This is a genomic window from Streptomyces sp. NPDC001617 (genome assembly GCF_053596855.1).
Genome location: NZ_JBSFHA010000051.1, coordinates 41,010 through 62,397 on the forward strand (window position 1 = coordinate 41,010; position 21,388 = coordinate 62,397).

The following is a 21,388-nucleotide window of genomic DNA, read 5'->3' on the forward strand; positions in this document are numbered from 1 at the left end:
CAGCCAGTCACCTACCTCGCTTAAGGTCCACGGGAGTGAAAGAGCATGATGAGTACGGAAGCCGGCCCGAAGATCGCGATCCTGGGCGGCGGCATCGGAGGCCTCGCTGCCGCGGCCTTCCTTCGCGAGAAGGGCTTCGACAGTGACGTCTACGAGCAGGCGGCCGCCCTGACCGAGGTCGGTGCCGGCCTGGTGATCGCCCCCAACGCCGCCCGCCTGCTCCGGCGTCTCGGCGTGCTGGACCGGTTCCACAAGCGCGCGGTGCGGATGGAGATCGGCTGGGAGTTCCGGCGCTGGGAGAACGGCACCGTCCTCTCCGCGGAGAACCTCAAGGAGGGGTGCATACGCCTGTACGGCGAGCACACCTACGCCGCCCACCGCGCCGACCTGCTGGACGCCTTGAGGTCGGCTGTCCCCGAGCACTCGGTCCACCTCGGCAAACGCTGCGTCTCGGTCGAGTTCGAAGGCGACCAGGCGGTGCTGCGGTTCGAGGACGGTGACACGATCCGCCCGGACATCCTCATCGGCGCCGACGGAGTCCACTCACGCGTGCGCGGCGCCGTCGTCGGTCCGACTCAGGCCAGGGAGTCGGGCATCTGCGCCTTCCGCGCCCTCGTACCGGCGGCGAAGGCGCCCGACTTCGCCAGGCGGCACGCCCAGACCCTCTGGATCGGCCCTGACCGCCACCTCGTGCACTACCCGGTCTCCGGCGAGGAGTACGTCAACCTCGTCGCCTTCGCACCGGCCGGGGTGAGCAGTGTCGAGTCGTGGACGGCCACCGCGACGCTCGAGGAACTGCTCGACGAGTTCGCCGGCTGGGATCCGCGTCTGGTGGAGCTGATCAGGGCCGCAGACACGCCGGGGCGCTGGGCGTTGCTCGACCGCGAGCCTCTCGACCACTGGAACCGCGGGAACGCGACCCTCCTGGGTGACGCGGCCCACCCGATGTTCCCGTTCTTCGCCCAGGGCGCCGCCCAGGCGATCGAGGACGGTGCCGTCCTGGCCCTCTGCCTTGCCGAGGACCCGGACAACCCGATCGCGGCGCTGGGGCGCTACGAAGAGCTCCGTCGACACCGCACGGCACGCCTGCAGGAGGTGTCGCACGGAAGGTCCCACATCAACCACCTTCCGGACGGCCCCGAGCAGCAGGCACGCGACCTCGCCTACTCGCAGGCCGACCCACTCAGGGCCAACGGCTGGATCTACGAGTACGACCCCGAGGTCGCTGTCTCGGCCTCGGCGTGAACCAGCCACGAGGCTCCGCCCCCGCCAGTCTGGTCGACGAGGTCGCGATGCTCCTAAGTCGATCAAGGCCTTGACCATCCAACGAACACGGCCATTGTCGTCCCCCAGGCCACGCCGGAGACTCCGGTGCGGACGGCCTGAGACACGGCCCTGTCCCCAGTGATTTCTCTTGAAACCCTGAGTACGTCCAGAAGGGCGGATCATCGAATGGCACCCGCAACCGGTAGTGGGCTCGTCGTGCGAACGCTGCAGCGAGCCGGAGTCAACGTCGCGTTCGGCCTGCCCGGAGCGCATATCGACGGCATCCTCCAGGACGCCCTGGATGCCAAGCTCCGGATCGTCGATGTGCGCCACGAGATGAACGCCGGCCACGCGGCCGAGGGCTATGCGCGCGTCACCGGAAACCTGGGAGTGGCCGTCGTCACGGCCGGCGGCGGCTTCACCAACGTCCTGACCTCTGTCGCCAACGCCCATCTGGACCGGACCCCGGTCCTCTACGTCGTGGGCTCCGGGCCCCTTGAGACGGACCAGGTCAACGACCAGCAGGCCGGGTTCGACCAGGTGGCGATGGCAACCCCGGTGACCAAGTTCGCGCACCGCGTCACCCGTACCGAGCTGATCCCCCGCCTGGTCGCGCAGGCGATCCGGATCGCTCAGTCGGAGCCCAAGGGGCCGGTGCTCCTCGACATTCCCTGGGACGTCCTCCGCCGGCAGATCGACGTCGATGAGGCCGAGGACTACCGCGTCGAGATCGACGGCAGCGGCATCGCCTCCGCCGACGGCGTAGATCGGATCGTCGAGGCGCTCAGCACAGCCGAGCGGCCGATCGCGCTGGTCGGCAAGTCCTTCGTCACCGCCGACGCACGGGCCCAGTTGCACGAGTTCGCCGCCCGTACCGGAGTGCCTCTCTTCTCCGACTGGGAGGGTCTCGGTGCGATCGTCGGCTCCGAGCGGCACGTCGGTCTCCTCCAGAGCCTGGCCACCGTCCCCGAGGACGAGCGGCCCGACCTGGTCCTGCTGCTGGGGCTGCGCTTCGGAATGGCCACCCAGTTCGGCACGGGCCGACTGCTCCCGAAGAGCGCGCGGATCTTCCAGATCGACCCCGACGGCCGTGAACTCGGCCGTCTGCAGGAGGTCGAACTCGGCATCCAGGCCGACGCGGTCGGCACGGTCGGCGTGCTGAACGAGCGCCTGGGCGACAGCCCCGTGCCCCTGGGACGCGACAACTGGCTGAAGACTCTGCGGGACATCTCGGCCACCCGGCGGTCCGCGCTCGCCGCCGAAACCGAGGAGCACGGGGACGACGCGATCCACCCGTACCTCGCGGTCCGCACGATCGCCGAGAGCGTCCCCGAGAACGCCACCGTGGTCGTCGACGGCGCCCTGACCGAGCTGTGGCTCTCCGAGACGATCGCCCTCGCCCCGCTGGCCCACTACCTCGGGCACGGCTACCTCAGCTCGATGGGGAGCAACTTCGGCGTGGCCGTAGGAGCGCAGTACGCGACCCCCGACAGGGCGACCATCCTCGTCACCGGCGACGGCGCCGTCGGCTACAGCCTCGCCGAGTTCGACACCCTCGTCCGCGCGGGACTCCCGGTCATCGTGATCGTCCTCAACAACCAGGCCTGGGGCGCCACCCTGCACACCCAGCAGTTCTTCTTCGGACAGGACCGCGTCACCAACAACCGCCTGCAGAACGGCTCCTACAGCGGCGTGGCACGAGCTCTGGGTGCGGACGGTGTCGACGTCACGGAACTCGACCAGCTCCGCCCGGCGATCGAGGCCGCCCTCGCGGCCCGCCGGCCGACGTGCATCGACGTGCGCGTGAGCCTTGCGCCCATCCCGCCGGAGGAGCGCGTCCTCAACGGCGGAGCTCCGTTCGGCGGCATCGAGATCGACGCATGAACCGCCACTCCTGACCCCCACGAAGGAGTCTCAAAGATGAAGTCAAGCCGCTTGCGCGACCGGTGGTGCGGGGGTGACGACACGGTTTTGTCGCGCAGGAGTGCCCACAGAACGCTGACGCGCCGACGGGCCAGCGCGATGACTGGCGCTCCGGAGAGCCGGGCGGCCACTCCTTCGAAGCCACTGATGGCAGAGAACCGTCAGCCACACCCGGCCCTCCCGGGCCCCCAACAACTTACGGAGAACCATGAACGACACGACTGACGTCGGAACCCACGACCGGATCGTCGAGGGCCGGCGTCAGCGTTTCCTCGGGAAGACCTGCCTCGTCACCGGCGGCAGCAGAGGACTGGGACTGGCGGCTGCACAGGCGTTCGCGCGCGAGGGCGCACGCGTGGTCATCATCGCGCGCGACCCCGACCAGCTGAAGATCGCGAGCGGTCTGATCGGCGAGGGCACGATCGCCGTGGCAGCCGACCTCTCCTCGCCGGCCGGCATCAAGGCCGCGGTCACGGAGGCAGCCGCACAAGTCGACCACGTCGATGCCGCGTTCCTCAATGCCGGGCAGGCGGGTATCAAGCGCCTCGACGACATGGACGAAGCCACCTGGGACATGGTGTTCAACACCAACGTCAAGGGCTCGTTCTTCCTCATGCAGGGTCTCAGGCCCTTGCTCGCGCCCGGCGGGGCCGTCGTCTTCTGCGGCTCGGCAGCCGGTCGAAGGGCCAGCGCGGGAACTGCCGCCTACGGGACCAGCAAGGCCGCACTCGAGCACCTGACACGCATCCTCGCCGCCGAAGTCATCGGCGAGGGAATCCGGGTCAACATCGTCATCCCGGGCGGCATGAACACCGACATCGCCGCACGCACGACGGGCCTTCCACCGGGCGGAGCCGACGCCTTCCGGGAGCGGGTCAGGCTCAGCACTCCCATGCTCCGAGAAGGAGAACCGGACGAGCTCGCCGACGCCGTGCTCTTCCTGGCTTCGACCGAAGCCAGCTACATCACGGGCGCGGCCCTCCCCGTGGACGGCGGCGCCACCGGCTTCACCCGCCCGCCGGCATAGAGGCGACGGGCGCCGTCGATCACCAGTCGCGCCCCAGGACCCGAGCGAGGACAACCACCATGGAGTTTCCCTTCGGCCAGCCGACCGACGCCATCATCCAGGTCGCGTACACGGTCCCCGACCTCGCTGCCGGGATGCGCTGGTGGACCGACGAACTCGGCGTCGGGCCCTGGTTCGTGAACGAGAGGATCGGCGGCGAGGGCTCCACCTACCGTGGTGAGCCGGGCAAGGCCGAGTTCGCACTCGCCCTCGCCTTCTCGGGGCACACGATGGTCGAACTCATCCAGACCCTCGACGACGAGCCGTCCATCTACAAAGACGCCCACGAATGCCACGGCTATGGCTTCCACCACGTCGCCAAGGCCGTGCACAACGTCAGGGAAGAGGTCGAACGTCGTGAGGCGAGCGGAGCGGCGGTGCGCTTTCACGATGTGACCCCAGGAGGTGACGTCTACTTCCTGGACGCCGGTGAAGATGGCCCGGGGATGATCGAACTCGTCCAGGACAGCGAGATCACGCGAGAGATCTTCACCGGCGTCTGGCGGGCATCAGTCGACTGGGACGGGTCGCGGCCTCTGCGCGACTTCGCGGAGTTGCTGCCGGCCTGACTCGACGCGGCCCGCCTTCTTGTCGAAGGCCGGACGAACGCTGCGGACGACCGGTCGTCCGCAGCGTTCGCCGTCGTTGCCCGTGGACCGCTACTGGCCGCGGTGCTGCCTTCGGAGCCGGCTCCGGGGACCGTCAGTTCCTGGTTCTTGGCGTAGACGGTGGCGTCCAGTTTGGCGTGCTCGCCCGGGATGGTGACCTTCCATCGCGTGGGGATCCAGGACCAGGAGGCGCGGCCCGTGGTGAGGTCGCGGAGGGGTCCCCACTGACGGACCACCCAGGACTGCCCGCGGATCTTCTCGGCGCGGCCGTTGAGGGTCAGGGTCCCGGAGGTGTCCACCGTGTGCAGGGCGTGCTCGTAGTTCGAGTACCACCGGTGGCCCCGGCGGTCTCGTACCAGAACTGGTTGGCCTGGTCGGGGGCATGGGTGAGGCCTGCGGCGGGGGGCGATGGGGAATGGACGCCCTGCTCTTCGCCGTCATCGCTGCCGTGGCAGGACTGGTGCAGGAGCCTTGCGCCCGGGGCCTGGGCCGCCCCGAGCACCTGTCACAGACGGACCGTCTCGCCAGGGCGGAGGCCCTGGCCGGCCTGGTGGTGGACGGCCTGCTGGCCCTGGGAGACGCGAAGCGTTGGTAGGCGGGTCATACGCCCTTGGGGGCGAGCACGATGTCGAAGCGCACCCGGCTCCACGTGCCGTCGATGACGCGGCCGTCGGGCGTGGGCGTGCCGGTGGGCTGCTGCTCGAACCGCTTGATCAGTGAGTCCTTCACGCCGAAGACGGTGTCCTTGCGGCCGATCGGGTCGCCCTCCGGGAAGATGTGCGTCACCAGCGTGCGCCCGCCCTCGTGGGACACCATGAAGTGCAGATGGGCGGCGCGCAGCGGTGAGCGGCCGACCGCGTCGAGCATCTTGCCGACGGGTCCGTCGTTCGGGATGGGGTACGGCGTCGGGGTGAGGCCCCAGAAGCGGTAGCCGCCGTCGGCCGCGGAGAAGAGGTGCGCCCGGCCGGCCCGCTTGTCGGCCTCGTACTGCACGTCGTAGAGCCCGTCCTCGTCGGCCTCCCAGACCTCGATCCGCGCGCCGGCGAGCGGGGTGCCGTCGGTGTCGGTGACGGTGCCCTCGACCCAGCAGGGCTCACCGGGGGCGCCGAAGGCCAGGTCGTCGCCGAGCTCGATCGCCGGGGCGTCCTCGACGAAGAACGGCCCGAATACGGTCGCCTCGGTGGCGCCCTTGTAGGCTTGGTTGTTGACGTTGATCGTCTGCATGCTCGCGCCGAGGGTGTCGGACAGCAGGATGAACTCCTGCCGGACCTCGTCGGTGATGTGGCCGGCCTTGGTGAGGAAGTCGATCGCAGTCCCCCACTCCTCCTCGGTCAGCCGGACCTCGCGGATGAAGGAGTGCAGGTGCTTGACCAGGGAGGTCATGAGCTCCTGCAGCCGCGGATCCTGGCAGGCGTCGAAGGAGGCCAGGACGTTGTCGACGAGCTTCTGCTCGACCGCCTGCTGCTCCGACGACACCTCGCGGTAGACGGTGCCGTGGGCCTGGGCCGAGCCGGGGTTGACGTAGGTAGCCATGACGGCCTCCTTCAGTTGATCGGGTCGCCGGCCCACGCCGCCTTGAGCAGCGCGGTCAGGTTCCCGTCGGTGACGGGGGTCGGGTTGTCGGCAGGGATGGCCTGCGTGATCGGCCCCAGCGCCTTGGCGATGCCGGCTTCGGGCATGCCGTAGTCGCGCAGTGCCCTCGGTGCGTCCAGCACCTGGCGCAGGGCGGCCAGGCCGGCGCTCGCCCCGTCGGTGGGGAAGACCGTGCCGAAGGCCTGGGCGATACGCGCCTCCGCCTCGGGGGCCTGCGGGGCGTTGAAGGCCAGCACGTAGGGCAGCACGACCGCGTGGGTCTGTGCGTGCGGGAGGTTGAACATGCCGCCGAGGACGTGGCAGATCTTGTGATGCATCCCGGAGCCAGCCGAGGCGAACGCCACCGCGGCGAGGTAGGCGCCGTACAGCGTCTGCTCGATGCCCTCGACGCTCGTCGAGTCGTCGGCCACTGCCGGCAGGCCGGTCGCCAGTGCGCGGATGCCCTCCTGCGCCAGCGCGCGGTCGATCGGGTCGGTACGCGGCGCCCACATCGAGTCCACGCAGTGCGCCATCGCGTTCAGGCCGCTGGCCACGGTCATCTCGCCGGGCAGCGTGGTCAGCAGACCGGCGTCGTAGACGACCGACGCGGGCAGCACCTTGCCGTCCACACCGGTGGTCTTGGTCTCACCCTCGGTCAGGCCCCACACGTTGGTCGCCTCCGAGCCGGCGTACGTGGTGGGTACCGCGACGATCGGCAGTCCGGTGGTCAGCGCCACCGCCTTGGCCAGACCCGTGGTCGAGCCGCCGCCGACGCTGACCAGGATGTCCGCGCCCGCGCCGGCCGCCGCCTGGAGGGCTCGTGCCGCGACCTCGACCGGCACGTGCATCACGACCTCCTCGTGACGCAGTACGACCGGGATCTCCTTGGCGATCGGGTCGGCCAGCTCCTTCTCGCGGTCCGACGCGATCAGCATGACCTTGGAACCGCCGAGCGCCTCGACCTCCGTCGCCACGGCGGCGGGCGACTCCCCGGCCGCGAACACCACCCGCTGGGGGAGGGTTTCGTGGGTGAACTTCATCAGGCTCCCGCCAGCCATTGCTCGCCTTCCGAGTAGAGCTGCTCGACTGCTGTGCCGGTGAGGCCGGGGAGCCCGTCCTTCACCGTGAAACCCGCCTTGGTCTGTAGATAGGCCAGATGCCGGTAGCCGGTCGGGAACCGGTCCAGCAGCTCGGGATCCAACGTCAGTGAGGCGGCGGGATCCACGACGTCGAGCCGGTCCTTCTCGTAGATCGGCTGCCGGCGTACGAGGGTCCAGCGCCCCTCGTGGCGGGAGAGGAAGTCGTAGAAGCGGCCGGTGCAGACGACGTCGACCTCGACGCCGTCGATGCCCGCGCGCTGGTTGATGGTCATCTTCGTCTGGGCGATGGCCCGGTCGCCGACGACGTCCGCGGTGTGGCCGCCCAGGAAGTGGAGGATGCTGACTCCGTTCTCGAAGCCCTCACGACTGGCCTTGATGAAGTCGGTGGCACTTCCCTGGAACCAGGTGGCGCTCATCCAGCCGTCACGCGGATGCCAGACCGTGGCGAAGCGGCCCCAGTCCCCGGCGTCGCGCCACAGCGCCCAGTTCTCGACGAGCCGGCGGATCTCGTGGCGGTCATGGTCGGCCTGAGACATTGTTGACTCCTTGGAGAGGTGAAGGTCCCTGGTGCAGGGGCTTCGTCAGAGGGGCCGGAAGAACTCCTCCAGCTCTCGGTCGAGTTGCTGAGAGGCCTCTGTCTCCCGGGCGTCCGCCGGCCATGCAGCTCCCACCGCCGGGCTGAAGGCCGCGGCTAGGCACCACAGCCAGGGGAGCACGGACCGGAGGCACGGCGCACGCCGTGTCACGTGCGCCGTACGACCTCGTCGCATCCTCAGATGGGGTAGTGGCGGGATCCCGACTGGATGGTGATCCAGCGCAACTCGGTGAACTCCTCCAGCGCGGCGCGGGATCCGAACCGGCCCCAGCCGCTGGCGCCGACACCGCCGAAGGGCATCTGGGGTTCGTCGTGCACGGTGGCGCCGTTGATGTGGCAGATGCCGGACCTGATCCGGCGGGCCACGTCGAGCGCGGCGGCCGCGTCCTTGCCGAAGACCGCGGCGGAGAGCCCGTACTCGGTGTCGTTGGCGACCGCGACGGCCTCGTCGGTCGAGTCCACCTCGATGATCGAGACCACCGGTCCGAAGGACTCCTCGCTGTAGACGCGCATGTCCGGAGTGACTCCGCGCAGCACGGTGGGCCGCACGAACAGGCCGTCGGCCGTGCCACCGGCCAGGACCTGCGCACCCTTGGCGCGGGCGTCCTCGATCAACGCGACCACGTGGTCGCGGGCGGCGATGTGGACCAGCGGACCGATCTGTGAGGCGGGATCGCTCGGCGGCCCGACGACCAGCTTGGCGGCACGCTCGGCCAGACGGGAGGAGAGCTCGTCGGCGACAGTCCTGTCCACGATGACGCGCTCGGTCGACATACAGATCTCGCCCTGGTTCATGAAGGCACCGAAGCCGGCCGCGGCGGCGGCCTCCTCCAGATCCGCGTCGGGAAGCACCACAAAGGGCGCCTTGCCACCGAGCTCGAGGACCACACGGGTCAGGTGGCGACCGCCGAGCTCGCCGATGATGCGGCCGACCCTGCTGGATCCGGTGAAGTTCACGCGCGTCACGGCCGGGTGGGCGATCAGCGCCTCGACGACGCTCGGACCGTCCTGGGGCGCGTTGCTGATGAGGTTGACCGCTCCGGCGGGCACGCCGGCATCGTGCAGCACCTGCACGATGGCGGCCTGGGTGAGCGGCGTCTGCTCGGAGGACTTCAGGACCACGGTGTTGCCCCACACCAGCGGCCACACGATGGCGCGTACACCGAGGATCAGCGGTGCGTTCCATGGTGCGATGCCGACGACGACGCCGACCGGCTGACGTACCCCGAGGGCGGTGAGGCCGGGCACGTCCGACGGGATGACCTCGCCGACGGCCGCGTACGCCTGGGCGGCCGCCTCGACGAACATGCCCTTCGCGACATGCACGTTGAAGCCGCACCAGGGGAGAGTGGCACCCATCTCGCGGCTCATCGTGGCCACGATCTCGTCGGTGCGCTCGCCGAGCAGGACGGCCGCACGCTCCAGAACCGACCGGCGTGCGGCCGGCGGGAGGCTCGACCACTCCGGAAGGGCGGCCGCCGCCGCGTCCACCGCGAGGTTGACGTCCTCGACGGAGGCCGCCGCGACCCTCGCGATCGGTTCACCGGTCAGGGCCTCGGTCGTCTCGAAATAGCGGCCGCCCCTGGCCGCGACGTGCTCGCCCGCGATGAGGAGATCGCTGGTCCGGACCGCACCGGACGTGGGTGCCTCGGTCTCAGTGGCTGACATGTGTTGCCTCACCTTTACAACAGCGGCGATCGCCGCGCGAACTCTTCGTGTTGAACTCTCTGGGGCCGACGGCCCGCGCTGAAGCCACATGTCCGTTCATCGAACAGCGGAGTGAGGGTGAGCCGGTCGGCCTTCCCGGGACTCAGACCGGCGGCATCCGCTTGGACTGGTGCAGGTGCGCCAGGCGCCAGCCCTCCGAGGTCTCCTCCCAGACGCGCGTCACCGTCTCCTGGACCGGAAACGGCGGGAGGCTCTCGTCGAAGACGATGTGCATCTCCTGGAGACACGTGGTGATCGCCGTGGTGCCACGCACCGTGATGCTGAGCTCCTCGGCCTTGGCGAAGACGTGGCGGCGGCGGGTCCAGGTGAAATGGGCGAAGGTCCTGCCGTCGTCGATCTTTCCGACGGGGCCGTGGACGGCCCGGCTGTCCTCCAGCATGAGAGAGGCGATCGCTTCTTCGCCCTCGGTGAGAGCCGCGAGCCACGCGGCCTCTGCCTGCTCGATCGCCTCGATGGTCCCGGTGGTTGCGGTGGATGTGGTTGTCGTCATAGGTCCAGCTCCAGAATCGATGAGTGTGCTCGCGAGGAGCACGTGGTGAACATGCCGTCGGCGCGCTCACGGTCGGTCAGGATGTCGTCGCGGTGGTCGGGTTCTCCGGCGAGCACGCGCACGATGCACTCGCCGCAGATTCCCTGTTGGCAGGAGTAGGGGGCGTCGACGCCGGCCGCGAGCAGGACGTCGAGGACGCTCTCGCCGTCCTTGATCTCGTACTCGTGCCCGGACTTGGCGAGCCGCACAGTGAAGGTCCCGCCGGCCGTGTGCGCGGCGGTGTCCTCCGCGGGTGCGAAGCGCTCCTTGTGGATCGCTTCGGCGGGCCATCCCGCTCCGCGTGCGGAGGAGATCACGAAGTCCATGAAGCCCCCGGGACCGCAGACGTAGATCGCCGCCTCGGGGTCGGGCGGGCCGATGTCGCCGGCGACGCTGAAGCGCTGGTCGTCCGGGCCGTCGTCGAAATGGAGTCGCACGCGGGGGTTGTTCTCCAGCTCCTCGACGAACGCCGAATCCGCCCGGCTCCGGGCGCAGTAGTGCAATTCGTACTCCGCGCCCCTGGCTTCGAGTGCGTGCGCCATCGCCAGCAGGGGAGTCACGCCGATGCCGCCCGCCACCAGCAGATGGCGACGTGCCTCGTCCGAGACCCCGAACCTGTTGCGCGGACGCGAGATCCGCAGCCTGTCGCCCTCACGGAGCCGGTGCATCCCCAGCGAGCCGCCGCGCGACGCCGCCTCGGCCAACACGGCCAGCCGGTAGCGGGTGCGGTCCTGCGGCGGCCCGCACAGGGAGTACTGGCGGACCAGCCCGGTGGCACGGTCCACGAGGACGTCGACATGGGCGCCGGCGGCGAACTCCGGGAGCTCGGCGGCGTCGCGACTGACCAGGTCGAGCACCACGATCCGGGCGGTCGCGTCGCGCCGGGCGACCACGATGGTGTCGAACCACTCGTTGCTCATGGTTCTGGCTCAGACGCCGGCGGCGGCCGCGGCGTCGTCGCCCGCCGGGCGCCTGCCGAGGGTGAAGAGGCCGGTCTCGACGCGGTGGACCTCCGACGCGTCGCGGACGATGTTGATCGGGTCGCGCCCGGCCTCGACGTCGTCGGCCATCGCGAGAAGCATGCGACGCAGCATGACGACGCCGCGGTCTCCGGTGGCCAGGGTCTCCTCGGAGTCCAGGGTGATCGCTCCCTGCGAGCCCTGGGCCTCCGCGTCACCGGGGAACCTCTGGCGCTCCTCGTCGGTCAGTTCGTGGTTCTGTTTCCCGTTCTGCGTGATGCCGATCACGAAGCGGACCATGCGTTCGGGATCGTTCGTGCGGATCGAGAAGAAGAGCCGGTGGCTGGTGTCGTCGGAGGGCACGACCCACAGCAACTGGTCTGCCCGCCCGTCGGGCGTGGGCTTCACGTAGTCCGGCAGGCCGAAGACGTTGGGCAGGTGTTGATCGACCGCGAAGCCGTACTCGGTGACCTCGCCGTCCTCGCCCTCCATCGCGAATCGCTGGGTGTACTTCAGACCGTGGTCGGTGCGTTCGTAGGTCAGGCGCTCGGCGATGGTGGCCGGGTCGAAGAAGTTCTCGGGGTAGCCGAAGGTGCCGGTGCCCAGCATCTGGTACCCGCTGTGGGTGGAGTGGAGCCAGGTGACGTGCGTCGGGTCGGCGGAGTTCTCGTAGATGTTGAGCCAGCTGAAGTCCGTCGGCATGCCGAGGACCGCGGCGTGCGGGACCGGCCAGCTGGCGAAGTACTTCTCGTCTTCCGCGGGGCTCTCCAGCGCGTCGTAGCGGGGGAGTTCGGGCTTGAGCTCGGGCGGGCCCATGTAGACGAAGACCAGGCCGTAGCGCTCCGCGACGGGGTACCACGGCTGACGGGCGGCGTCGCGCCTGCGTCCCAGGCCCGGCTCGCACGCCTGCTCGATGCAGCGGCCCTGGACGTCGAACTTCCAGCCGTGGTAGCAGCAGCGGATGCCGTCGTCCTCGACGCGCCCGTAGAAGAGGCTGGCGCCGCGGTGTGTGCAGCGCTCGATCACGGCACCGGGGTTGCCCTGCCCGTCCCGGAATACGACCAGGTCCTCGCCCAGCACGCGGGTCTTCTGCGGCTGGGCACCGGCAACGAGCGTCTCCGAGCTGGCGATGGGGTGCCAGTAGCGGCGCAGTGCCTCGCCCATGGGCGTACCGGGCCCGACTTCGCGCAGGCGGGCGTTGTACGAGGGCTTCGGGCGGCCGTAGGCCGTGCCGGTGTCGATCTCTGATGTGGTGGTCATCGCGCTGTCTCCCGTGCGGCTCGGGGGCACAGGCGGTGGCCCGTGCAGGGCTGTGGGGGGATCACCTGCGAGGGCACCGTCCTGTGAGACCCTCAAACTGATAAGTTGATTCACATTCGCATTTTGCGTGGCGAGGCGTCAAGGGGCAGTTCCGGTGCCGCCTTGATCACGGGTCGCGGAGCTGTCGGGGCGGATGTCGGCTCCGTATACGGTGGGCGGGTGACTACCGAACCGTCGCTCGATCTGCCGCAGCCACAGCAGGCGCGCAGTCGGCGGACCCAGCAGCGGATCCTGGAAGCGGGCACGGCCCTTCTCGAGGAGGGCGGCACCGAAGCGCTCACCATCGCGGCCGTCGCCTCTCGGGCGGGCGTCTCCGTGGGCAGTGTCTATCGGCGTTTCGGTGGCAAGGACCGTCTGATCGCGGGCCTGCAGCACGCCATGATCGACCAGTTCCGCGCCGACATCATTCGCCGGTTCGCTCCGCTGCGCACCGATCCGGCCACCCTGGTCGCCTCGGCGGTCGCCGGACTCACCGAGACGTTCGAGGCGCACGCGCGTCTGATGCGTGTCTTCATCACCGCGGGCACCACTGATCCCGGAGTGGCTCAAGTGGGGTCCGAGGCCAGCGTCGATGCCGGCCGGGTCTTCCGGACATTCCTGGAGCCGGTTGTGCCGATGATCGGCGCGCCGGAGCCTGAGCTGCGCCTGGATGTCGCCTTCCGTCTGGTGTACGCAGCGTGCATGAACCGCGTGCTGCACGGTGAACGCTTCGAGTCCGAGCGGCCGCTGACGTGGCGTCAACTCACCGACGAATTGATCAACGCCGTCTGTCTGTACCTGCTCGGCGCTGCGCCGCAGTGAGTCCGGCGGTAGATCTCCCGATGTGAATGTGATTCTATCTTCATGTTCACATCGGGCGGCGGCACACCGGCCCGACTCACGAAGACGGCCGGTTGACCGTTTGCCCGACGAGGGAAGGACCCGCTCCATGCGAGAGCCGCTCAGCTACGAGATCGCGCACGGCGCCGCACTTGCCGCTCTCGAAGCGGGAAGGGCCGACGGGCACAAGGTGTGTGCTGTCGTGGTCAACCGAAGTGGCGTCACGAAGGTCCTCCTCAGCGACGACGGCGTTGGCCTCCTTGGCGTGGAGACCGCGCGACGCAAGGCCTACACCTCGGCAGTGAGTGGTGTTCCCACGGCCAAGTTCGCGGCCTTCGCCGCGTCCCCGCAGATGCAGGTGGCACCTCCCCACCTGGTCGATGCCAACCTTCTGCCGGTCGCCGGCGGTGTGCCGATCGTGACGGCCGACGGGGAGGTCATCGGCGCGATCGGCGTGGGCGGGGCTGATGACGTCACTGACGACCGCATCGCGCAGCAGGCTCGCGATTCCGTCGCGAAGATCGTCGCGTAGGTCGTTGCCTGGGCCTGCCCCTGGTCGGTGCGGCGGCTGGGCTGAGCGTCGCTGCCGTCGTCGCGACCTCGCGTCGCGCGACCGGCGCTCCCGGGACGTCGACCCGGGTCGATGCGATGACGACGCTGCTCGCGCGGAAGGGTGGGCTGGAGTTCGCGGCCGAAGCGTGTGTGTCGGACGCATGCCGAGGCCGGACGCGGTGGCGATCACGACTCGCGCTTGTCGCAAGCGGAATCGGCTCTCCGTCGCTTCTGGTCAGAGCCGGTTGCGGATCGCCTGTCTGGACTCTGATGCGACGCCGGCCCCGCGGCCGCGCGCCTTCCGTGGCTGTTCATCTCGTAGGACGGCGCCGTTGCCGGGGAGGTTCGATATTCGCGAGAAGCGGCTGTAGCGAGAAGCGGCGGCAGCCGACCGTACGAGCCAGCCTGTCTGTGTGTTCGCTCCGGGGCGCGCGCCGGCGTCGGGGAGACGGCGCGCGCCCTGAGCCCACGGGTGGGCGCCCGGCCGGTGTAGGGGCTCAGTCGCGGTCGCCGTCGCTGTTGTCGGGGTCGATGGCGCGCAGGATGCGCCGGCCGATGTGGGAGAGCTGCTTGACCTGCGCCTTGGTCAACGGGTCGAACACCAGGCGGCGCACTTCTGCGACGTGGCCGGGAGCGGCGTCGACGATCTTCTCGTATCCTTCGTCGGTCAGGGTGGCCAGGGTGTAGCGGCCGTCGGCCGGATCAGGGCGGCGGTGGATGTACCCCTTGCGTTCGAGGCGGGCCACGACCTGGGAAAGACGGGAGAGTGAGCCCTCGGCGTACGCGGCGAGGGCGCTCATGCGCAGTTCCCGCTGCGACGACTCCGACAGCGCCGCCATCACCCCGTACTCGAAGTGCGTCAGCCCTTCGTCGCGCAGTTGCGTGTCGAGCGCGTGTTCCAGCCTCCGCATGATGCCGACCAGGCCGAGCCAGGCCCGGCGCTCCTCCTCGTCAAGCCAGCGGGGCGCCTCGTCAGCGGGGGTGTTCGTCATGCCCTCCAATGTACCGACGCTTCATTCTTGAAGTGAATCCACCTCGCCTTCACTTGAAGCTTGAAGTCATTGTCGCTAGTTTTGAGTTAACGCTTGAAGTCACTGCCCGGGGTTCCGTGCAGCATCGAAGCCTTGAGGAGTCCTCCCGTGAAGCTGCTTGTACTCGGTGCCACCGGTGCCACCGGGCGCCTCGTCGTCGACCAGGCCCTGGCCGCGGGCCACACCGTGCGCGCGCTCGTTCGCTCACCCCAGAAGCTGGATGCCCGGCCCGGCCTCGACGTGGTTGCCGGGCAGGCCACCGACGCCGGTGACGTCACGCAGGCCATGTCGGGCGTCGGCGCGGTGATCAGCACGCTCGGCGCCACCGGCGGAACCGTCATCACCGACGCCACGCAGGCCGTCATATCCGGTGCCATCACCACCGGCGTCACCCGGTTCGTGGAGCTTTCCTCCTTCGCCGTGCTGCGCGAGCGCCTGAGCGCGCCCGCCAAGCTCATGTCCAGCACGGCCATGGCCGCCATGGTCAAGGACAAGGCGGCCGCCGAGGACGCGCTGCGCGCCAGTGACCTCGACTACACCCTCGTCCACGCCGTCCGCCTCACCAACGGCCCCGCCACAGGTGTCACCAAGCTGCTGCCCGGGTCGGCCACCTTGCGCATGGGGGACACCATCAGCCGCGCCGACGTCGCCGCCTGGATGCTCACCGCGCTCACCGACACGACCACCAGCCGTCGCTCTGTCGTCATCGCCGGCTGACCCGACTCCGTTGCCCCCGTCCCCTCCCCACCCGATCCGGAGAATCACCATGAGCCACCAGCTCGCCACCCGCCCGGCCCACCCCGGCGGCCTCGTCGTCACCGGCGGTCTGATCGGCACCGCTGCCGTCGCCGTCGCCGTCAACGCCATCGTCGCCGCGATAGCCCACGCCGCCGGCGCCTCGGACGACTTCCAGCCCCTCCAACTCTCCGCCTACGCCCCCCTCACCGTTTTCGGCGCTCTGGCCGCCGCTGCCGCCTGGGCGATCATCCGCGCACGCTCGGCACACCCGGCCCGGCTGCTGCGCACCCTCGTGCCCGTCATCCTGATCGTCAGCCTGATCCCGGACATCATGGTCGGCATCTCCGACAGCCGGCCCGGCACCAGCTGGGGTGCCGTCATCGCCTTGATGGTCATGCACGTCGTCGTCGCCGCCATCGCCGTTCCTGCTTACCGGCGACTCCTGCCCCTCCCCGCCACGCAGGACTGACCACGCAACACGCCGGGGCGACTGCCCCGGCCCTCCTTCATGTCCCACTTCCCGCGCAGGCACATCTGCGCCCTCTCGAGAAGAGTGCGAAGCCCCCATGGAAATCTCCGTAGCGGTCCCCACAGCAACCCTCCTGAAGAAGCGGTCCGGACTTGCGGCGTCTATCGCCGTGGCGGCCGTCCTCGCCTCGGCGCCGTACGCATCCGCAGCGACACAACAGGAGTCCTCCAAGCCGGTCGTCGCCGACGTGAGAACTCTCGCCGCATTGGACTTCACCGCCGGCGACTCCCCGGAGAACGTCACTGTCAACCCGGACAATTCGCTGACCGTCTCCACGCTGGGCGGGCACACTGCGGCGGGCGAGAGCCCGGCACTGTTGCGGATCGACCCGTCCGGGCGCAGCACGGTGATCGTGGCCGGGCAGCAGGGCGACGCATTCAGCGGCATCGCGCGCGACCGCGACGGCACCATCTATTACAACGTGGTCTCTGATGACGCCTCCCGGGCCGGCGTATGGAAGCTGCCCCCGGGCGGCGCCCCTCGCCGCGTCGCCGCTCTGCCCACCGACGGACTCCCCAACGGCCTGGCCCTCGACCGCGCCGAGCGCACCCTGTACGTGGCCGACAGCAACAAAGGCACCGTCTGGGCCGTCCCGGCCTCAGGCGGAAAGGCGACCGCCTGGCTGACCGACCCCGCCCTCGCGGCCGACCCGTCCGTCCCGTTCGGCGCGAACGGGCTCCGCTTCCACAGAGGCGCCGTCTGGGTCTCCAACAGCGCGCAGGGCACCCTGCTGCGGATCCCCGTCACCGCCACCGGAGCCCCGGGCCGGATCCGCACCGTGGCCAGCGGCCTCACCAGCGTCGACGACTTCAACTTTCTCAACGACCGCACCGACGTGGTGTTCGCCGCGCAGAACGGCCTCAACCAGGTCGCGGTGGTCCACCCCGACGGGGCCACCGAGACCGTCCTGACCGCCTCGGACGGCCTCGCTTCACCCACCTCCGTCGCGGTACGCGGAAACCGGCTCTACATCACCAACGCCGGCTTCGCCGAGCCCCACGACGCGAAGGTGCAGCGCGGAACGATCAACCCCGCCGTACTGAACTGCGGCCCGGCCTCCTGAACCTGCCGCCGCCGGGACCGGCAGCAGTGCCTGCCGCGGATTCCGGCAACCAGGTGCAGCCGAATCGAATGATCACACTGAGCGGCCGGAAGTGACCGGGATCCGATCGAAGATGGTGCTCGTGCAGCTCTACCCGACCGCTCCTTCAGCGGCTGGCTGACCCCGCAGGCGTCGATCCGGGCCAGACTCTTCGCGCTGCCCGACGAGACCGCGGCGCGCACCGGCCACGGCGACTTCTCGGTCAGGATGAGTTTCCGTAAAGGCCGAGCCCAGGGGGAGGGACAGCCGTTGGGGTGGCAGCTCCGCAGGCCGGCGCCCACCGGGCCCACTGCATCACCCGACGTTGCCAGGCGAGGTTGTCGCGCCAAGTGCGGGGCCTTGTCCGGCGTCGGTGGACGTCTCAGAACATCGTCTGGATGATCCCCACGGTGCGCGCCAGGTGCGGCTCGGAGCGGTCCGCGCGGTGGGCGACGGCCAGCTCCACGCGGGCGTCGGCGCCGGCCAGCGGCAGGTAGGTGACGCCGTCGAGCGCCAGCGCGGTTACGGGTTCGGGCACGACCGCGACGCCGAGGCCGCCGGCCACGAGCGTGACCAGCGTCGAGGTCTCGCCGACCTCGTGGCGGATGCGCGGCTCGACACCGGCGTCGCGCAGCAGGCCCAGCACCACGTCGTACATCACCGACCGGCGGTCGGCGGAGTGCACGATCAGGTCGGCACCGGCCAGGTCCGCCGCCCGCAGCCGTTTGCGGCGGGCCAGGGGGTGGTCGGCGGGTACGGCGACGACGAGCCGGTCCCGGCGCAGGGTGCGCACGGTGAGGGAGAGGTCGGCGGCCACAGGGCGCAGCAGGGCGACGTCGATCGCGCCGGTGCGCAGCGCCTCGACCTGGTCGGGCGCGAGCATCTCGCCGCGGAAGGAGAAGTCGACGCCGGGAAGCTCCTCCGTGAGCCGCCGCGAGAGCGCGGGCAGGAGGCTGTACGTCGCCGAGCCCACGCATCCGAGCGCGAGGTGGCCCACCGAGCCGGCGGCGACGAGCCGTGCGTGGTGGGCGGCCTCGTCGACGTCGGCGAGGATCGCGCGCGCCCGCTCGAGGTAGGCCCGGCCGGCCTCGGTGAGGTCGACGCGGCGTGTGGTGCGGTGGAGCAGCTGTACGCCGAGCTCGGTTTCGAGCTGACGGATCTGCTGGGAGAGCGGTGGCTGGGCCATGTGGAGCCGCTCGGCGGCGCGACCGAAGTGGCGCTCCTCGGCCACCGCCACGAAGTACCGCAGGTGGCGCAGATCCATATGTCGTCCATATCAATCGGCTCGGATATACGTACTTCAGAATATCGCGACCCGGCATTAGCGTCGCTGCCATGAGTGCTTTCATCTACGCCGCGTCACGCACGCCGTTCGGCCGCTTCAACGGCGCGCTGGCCGGGGTGCGCCCCGACGACCTCGCCGCCGCCGCGATCACCTCGACGCTCGCCCGGGTTCCGGACCTCGACCGCGCCGCGATCGACGACGTGGTGTGGGGCAACGCGAACGGCGCCGGTGAGGACAACCGCAACGTCGGCCGCATGGCGGCGCTGCTCGCCGGTCTTCCGGTGAGCGTGCCCGGCACCACGGTCAACCGGCTGTGCGGGTCGAGCCTCGACGCGGCGATGACGGCGAGCCGCACGATCGAGTCCGGCGACGCCGAGGTGGTGCTGACCGGTGGCGTGGAGTCGATGACGCGCGCGCCGTGGGTGCTGCCGAAGTTGGCGAAGCCGTTCCCGGCCGGCGATGTCACGGCGGTCTCAACCACGCTCGGCTGGCGGCTGGTCAACTCGCGGATGCCGAAGGAGTGGACGGTCAGCCTCGGCGAGGCCAACGAGCAGCTCCGCGAGCGCTTCGGCATCTCCCGCAAGCGGCAGGACGAGTTCGCCGCCCGCTCCCACCAACTCGCGCACCAGGCATGGGAGTCGGGCTTCTACGACGACCTGGTGGTACCGGTCGAGGGCGTCGACCTGGCCCGCGACGAGGGCATCCGGGCCGGATCCACGCCGGAGGTCCTGGCCGGGCTGCGGCCGGTCTTCCGTACGGCGGAGCAGGGCGGCACCATCACGGCGGGCAACGCCAGCCCGCTCAACGACGGTGCCTCCGCGGTGCTGTTGGGCAGCGAGAAGGCCGCGGCCGTGATCGGAACCGACCCGATCGCCCGTGTCGCGGGCCGCGGTGTGATGGCGCTGGAACCGCAGGCCTTCGGCTACGCCCCGGTCGAGGCCGCGAACCGTGCGCTGGCCCGGGCCGGGATCGGCTGGGACCAGGTGGGCGCGGTCGAGCTCAACGAGGCCTTCGCCGTGCAGTCGCTGGCCTGCGTCGACGCGTGGAAGGTCGACCCGGGCATCGTCAACCAAAAGGGCGGCGCCATCGCGATCGGACATCCGCTGGGCGCCTCGGGCGGCCGGGTCCTCGCCACGCTGGCCAAGGCGCTGCGCGAGACCAGGCAGCGCTACGGCGTCGCCGCGATCTGTATCGGGGTCGGCCAGGGCCTGGCCGTCGTACTCGAGAACTGCGCGGTCACGGGGTCGGAGCGATGAGCCGGGCGGAGATCCTCGAAAGCACCGACGCCGCCGTCGCCGGGATCGAGGACGGCTCCACGATCCTCGTCGGCGGCTTCGGCCTGGCCGGGATGCCGTTCGACCTGATCGACGCGCTCATTCGGCAGGGCGCGAAGGACCTCACGATCGTGTCCAACAACGCCGGCAATGGCGATGTCGGGCTGGCCGCGCTGCTGGCCGCCGGCCGGGTGCGCAAGGTGCTGTGCTCCTTTCCGCGCCAGGCCGACTCCTGGGTCTTCGACGGCCTCTACCGCGAGGGGAAGATCGAACTCGAAGTCGTGCCGCAGGGCAACCTCGCCGAGCGGATGCGCGCGGCCGGTGCCGGCATCGGCGCCTTCTACTGCCCGACCGCGGTCGGCACACCGCTGGCCGAGGGGAAGGAGGAGCGGGAGATCGACGGCCGGAAGTACCTGCTGGAGTACCCCATCAAGGGCGACTACGCGCTGATCGGTGCGCACATCGCGGACGCGCTGGGCAACCTCGTCTACCGCAAGACCGCCCGCAACTTCGGACCGGTCATGGCCACGGCCGCCACGACGACCATCGTCCAGGTCGACGAGGTCGTCGAGCCCGGCAAACTCGACCCAGAGGCCGTCGTCACCCCGTCCATCTATGTCGACCGGATCGTCCAGGTCGAGGCCCGTCACTACACCGTGCAGGGGGCACGATGACCATCACGCGAAGCGATCAGGTGCGCGCCGACCACCGGCTCTCGATGGATGAACTGGCCGCCGTCATCGCACGTGACATCCCGGCCGGTTCCTTCGTCAACCTCGGCATCGGGCAGCCCACCAAGATCGCCGACCATCTGCCGGCCGGCTCCGGGGTGGTGCTGCACACCGAGAACGGCATGCTCAACATGGGGCCGAAGGCCGAGGGCGATGCGGTCGACCCCGACCTGACCAATGCCGGCAAGGTCCCGGTGACCGAGCTGCCCGGGGCGGCGTACTTCCACCACGCCGACTCCTTCGCGATGATGCGCGGCGGGCACCTCGATGTCTGCGTCCTGGGGGCCTACCAGGTCGCCTTCGACGGCGACCTCGCCAACTGGACCACCGGCAGACCCGAGGACATCCCCGCCGTCGGGGGCGCCATGGACCTCGCCATCGGCGCCAAGGACGTCTACGTGATGATGACGCTCTTCACCCGCTCCGGTGAGCCGAAGCTCGTGGAGCGGTGCACCTACCCGCTCACCGGCGTCGGCTGCGTCAGCCGCGTCTACACCGACCACGGCGTCTTCGACGTCGGTTCCGACGGCGTACGGATCCGGGAGACGTACGGCGTCAGCGCCCACGAACTCGCGGAACGACTCGGCATCCAACTGTCGTAGACCGCTTCCTTGCCGCACCGCCCGGACTGTGCCGGGTTCCGGCGGAAGGCGACCATCTGGCTGGCCGACCGGCCTCGCTC

Annotated in this window: 22 protein-coding genes; 13 read left to right on the forward strand and 9 right to left on the reverse strand. The window is 69.9% G+C overall.

What is annotated here, in order from left to right:
- Positions 1–45 precede the first annotated feature (45 nt).
- From ACWC09_RS32095 to ACWC09_RS32115, 5 genes are all read left to right on the forward strand, one after another.
- Positions 46–1,245 (forward strand): FAD-dependent monooxygenase, encoded by a 1,200-nt coding sequence (locus ACWC09_RS32095; RefSeq protein ID WP_450854425.1) that lies wholly within the window; start codon positions 46–48, stop codon positions 1,243–1,245.
- 207 nt (positions 1,246–1,452) lie between these two features.
- The gene (locus tag ACWC09_RS32100) at positions 1,453–3,150 is read left to right on the forward strand and encodes a thiamine pyrophosphate-binding protein (protein WP_450854426.1); all 1,698 of its coding nucleotides are present in this window, start codon (positions 1,453–1,455) and stop codon (positions 3,148–3,150) included.
- A gap of 247 nt (positions 3,151–3,397) precedes the next feature.
- A complete protein-coding gene (locus ACWC09_RS32105; protein ID WP_450854427.1) occupies positions 3,398–4,216 on the forward strand; it encodes an SDR family NAD(P)-dependent oxidoreductase in 819 nt (272 codons plus the stop codon).
- A 59-nt stretch (positions 4,217–4,275) separates the two neighbouring features.
- A complete protein-coding gene (locus ACWC09_RS32110) occupies positions 4,276–4,824 on the forward strand; it encodes a VOC family protein (protein ID WP_450854428.1) in 549 nt (182 codons plus the stop codon).
- A 454-nt stretch (positions 4,825–5,278) separates the two neighbouring features.
- Positions 5,279–5,458, forward strand: coding sequence for a hypothetical protein (locus ACWC09_RS32115; protein ID WP_450854429.1), 180 nt, complete (start codon positions 5,279–5,281; stop codon positions 5,456–5,458).
- Positions 5,459–5,463: 5 nt separating this feature from the next.
- Here the strand turns inward: ACWC09_RS32115 and ACWC09_RS32120 are convergent, their stop codons facing one another.
- The 7 genes from ACWC09_RS32120 to ACWC09_RS32150 all read right to left on the reverse strand — a co-directional run bounded on the left by ACWC09_RS32120 (position 5,464) and on the right by ACWC09_RS32150 (position 12,606).
- Entirely contained in the window at positions 5,464–6,396 is a 933-nt protein-coding gene (locus ACWC09_RS32120; RefSeq protein ID WP_450854430.1) for a dioxygenase family protein, read from the reverse strand.
- A gap of 11 nt (positions 6,397–6,407) precedes the next feature.
- Positions 6,408–7,475, reverse strand: a complete 1,068-nt coding sequence (locus ACWC09_RS32125) for a maleylacetate reductase (RefSeq protein WP_450854431.1) — start codon at positions 7,473–7,475, stop codon at positions 6,408–6,410.
- Entirely contained in the window at positions 7,475–8,071 is a 597-nt protein-coding gene (locus tag ACWC09_RS32130) for a nuclear transport factor 2 family protein (RefSeq protein WP_450854432.1), read from the reverse strand. Before ACWC09_RS32130 ends, ACWC09_RS32125 begins: the two co-directional genes overlap by 1 nt.
- A 236-nt stretch (positions 8,072–8,307) precedes the next feature.
- Positions 8,308–9,798 carry an aldehyde dehydrogenase gene (locus ACWC09_RS32135; protein WP_450854433.1) on the reverse strand — a complete coding sequence of 497 codons (1,491 nt, stop codon included), beginning with the start codon at positions 9,796–9,798 and terminating at the stop codon, positions 8,308–8,310.
- A 142-nt stretch (positions 9,799–9,940) separates the two neighbouring features.
- Positions 9,941–10,348, reverse strand: coding sequence for a nuclear transport factor 2 family protein (locus ACWC09_RS32140; RefSeq protein ID WP_450854434.1), 408 nt, complete (start codon positions 10,346–10,348; stop codon positions 9,941–9,943).
- Positions 10,345–11,307 carry a PDR/VanB family oxidoreductase gene (locus ACWC09_RS32145; protein ID WP_450854435.1) on the reverse strand — a complete coding sequence of 321 codons (963 nt, stop codon included), beginning with the start codon at positions 11,305–11,307 and terminating at the stop codon, positions 10,345–10,347. The genes ACWC09_RS32140 and ACWC09_RS32145 overlap by 4 nt, the downstream gene beginning before the upstream one ends.
- Positions 11,308–11,316: 9 nt before the next feature.
- Positions 11,317–12,606, reverse strand: a complete 1,290-nt coding sequence (locus ACWC09_RS32150) for a Rieske 2Fe-2S domain-containing protein (protein WP_450854436.1) — start codon at positions 12,604–12,606, stop codon at positions 11,317–11,319.
- 105 nt (positions 12,607–12,711) lie between these two features.
- Between ACWC09_RS32150 and ACWC09_RS32155 the strand changes: the two genes are divergently transcribed.
- Positions 12,712–13,467 (forward strand): TetR/AcrR family transcriptional regulator, encoded by a 756-nt coding sequence (locus tag ACWC09_RS32155; RefSeq protein WP_450854437.1) that lies wholly within the window; start codon positions 12,712–12,714, stop codon positions 13,465–13,467.
- 127 nt (positions 13,468–13,594) lie between these two features.
- Entirely contained in the window at positions 13,595–14,017 is a 423-nt protein-coding gene (locus ACWC09_RS32160; RefSeq protein WP_055635237.1) for a GlcG/HbpS family heme-binding protein, read from the forward strand.
- Positions 14,018–14,534: 517 nt separating this feature from the next.
- Here the strand turns inward: ACWC09_RS32160 and ACWC09_RS32165 are convergent.
- Positions 14,535–15,029 carry a MarR family winged helix-turn-helix transcriptional regulator gene (locus ACWC09_RS32165; protein ID WP_450854438.1) on the reverse strand — a complete coding sequence of 165 codons (495 nt, stop codon included), beginning with the start codon at positions 15,027–15,029 and terminating at the stop codon, positions 14,535–14,537.
- A 147-nt stretch (positions 15,030–15,176) separates the two neighbouring features.
- Here ACWC09_RS32165 and ACWC09_RS32170 point away from each other — a divergent pair, with 147 nt between their 5' ends.
- The 3 genes from ACWC09_RS32170 to ACWC09_RS32180 all read left to right on the forward strand — a co-directional run bounded on the left by ACWC09_RS32170 (position 15,177) and on the right by ACWC09_RS32180 (position 17,398).
- Complete coding sequence (locus tag ACWC09_RS32170) at positions 15,177–15,785, forward strand: NAD(P)-dependent oxidoreductase (protein ID WP_450854439.1); 609 nt, start codon at positions 15,177–15,179, stop codon at positions 15,783–15,785.
- Between the two features lie 49 nt (positions 15,786–15,834).
- Entirely contained in the window at positions 15,835–16,275 is a 441-nt protein-coding gene (locus ACWC09_RS32175) for a DUF6069 family protein (RefSeq protein ID WP_450854440.1), read from the forward strand.
- A gap of 97 nt (positions 16,276–16,372) precedes the next feature.
- Positions 16,373–17,398, forward strand: coding sequence for an SMP-30/gluconolactonase/LRE family protein (locus ACWC09_RS32180; protein ID WP_450854441.1), 1,026 nt, complete (start codon positions 16,373–16,375; stop codon positions 17,396–17,398).
- 400 nt (positions 17,399–17,798) lie between these two features.
- Here the strand turns inward: ACWC09_RS32180 and ACWC09_RS32185 are convergent, their stop codons facing one another.
- Complete coding sequence (locus ACWC09_RS32185) at positions 17,799–18,680, reverse strand: LysR substrate-binding domain-containing protein (protein ID WP_450854442.1); 882 nt, start codon at positions 18,678–18,680, stop codon at positions 17,799–17,801.
- Between the two features lie 71 nt (positions 18,681–18,751).
- Between ACWC09_RS32185 and ACWC09_RS32190 the strand changes: the two genes are divergently transcribed.
- Genes ACWC09_RS32190 through ACWC09_RS32200 form a run of 3 tightly spaced genes read left to right on the forward strand, consistent with a single transcriptional unit; the run spans position 18,752 to position 21,308 of the window.
- Positions 18,752–19,957, forward strand: coding sequence for a thiolase family protein (locus tag ACWC09_RS32190; RefSeq protein WP_450854443.1), 1,206 nt, complete (start codon positions 18,752–18,754; stop codon positions 19,955–19,957).
- Positions 19,954–20,649 (forward strand): 3-oxoacid CoA-transferase subunit A, encoded by a 696-nt coding sequence (locus ACWC09_RS32195; protein WP_450854444.1) that lies wholly within the window; start codon positions 19,954–19,956, stop codon positions 20,647–20,649. The genes ACWC09_RS32190 and ACWC09_RS32195 overlap by 4 nt, the downstream gene beginning before the upstream one ends.
- Entirely contained in the window at positions 20,646–21,308 is a 663-nt protein-coding gene (locus ACWC09_RS32200) for a 3-oxoacid CoA-transferase subunit B (protein ID WP_450854445.1), read from the forward strand. Before ACWC09_RS32195 ends, ACWC09_RS32200 begins: the two co-directional genes overlap by 4 nt.
- Positions 21,309–21,388: the final 80 nt, after the last annotated feature.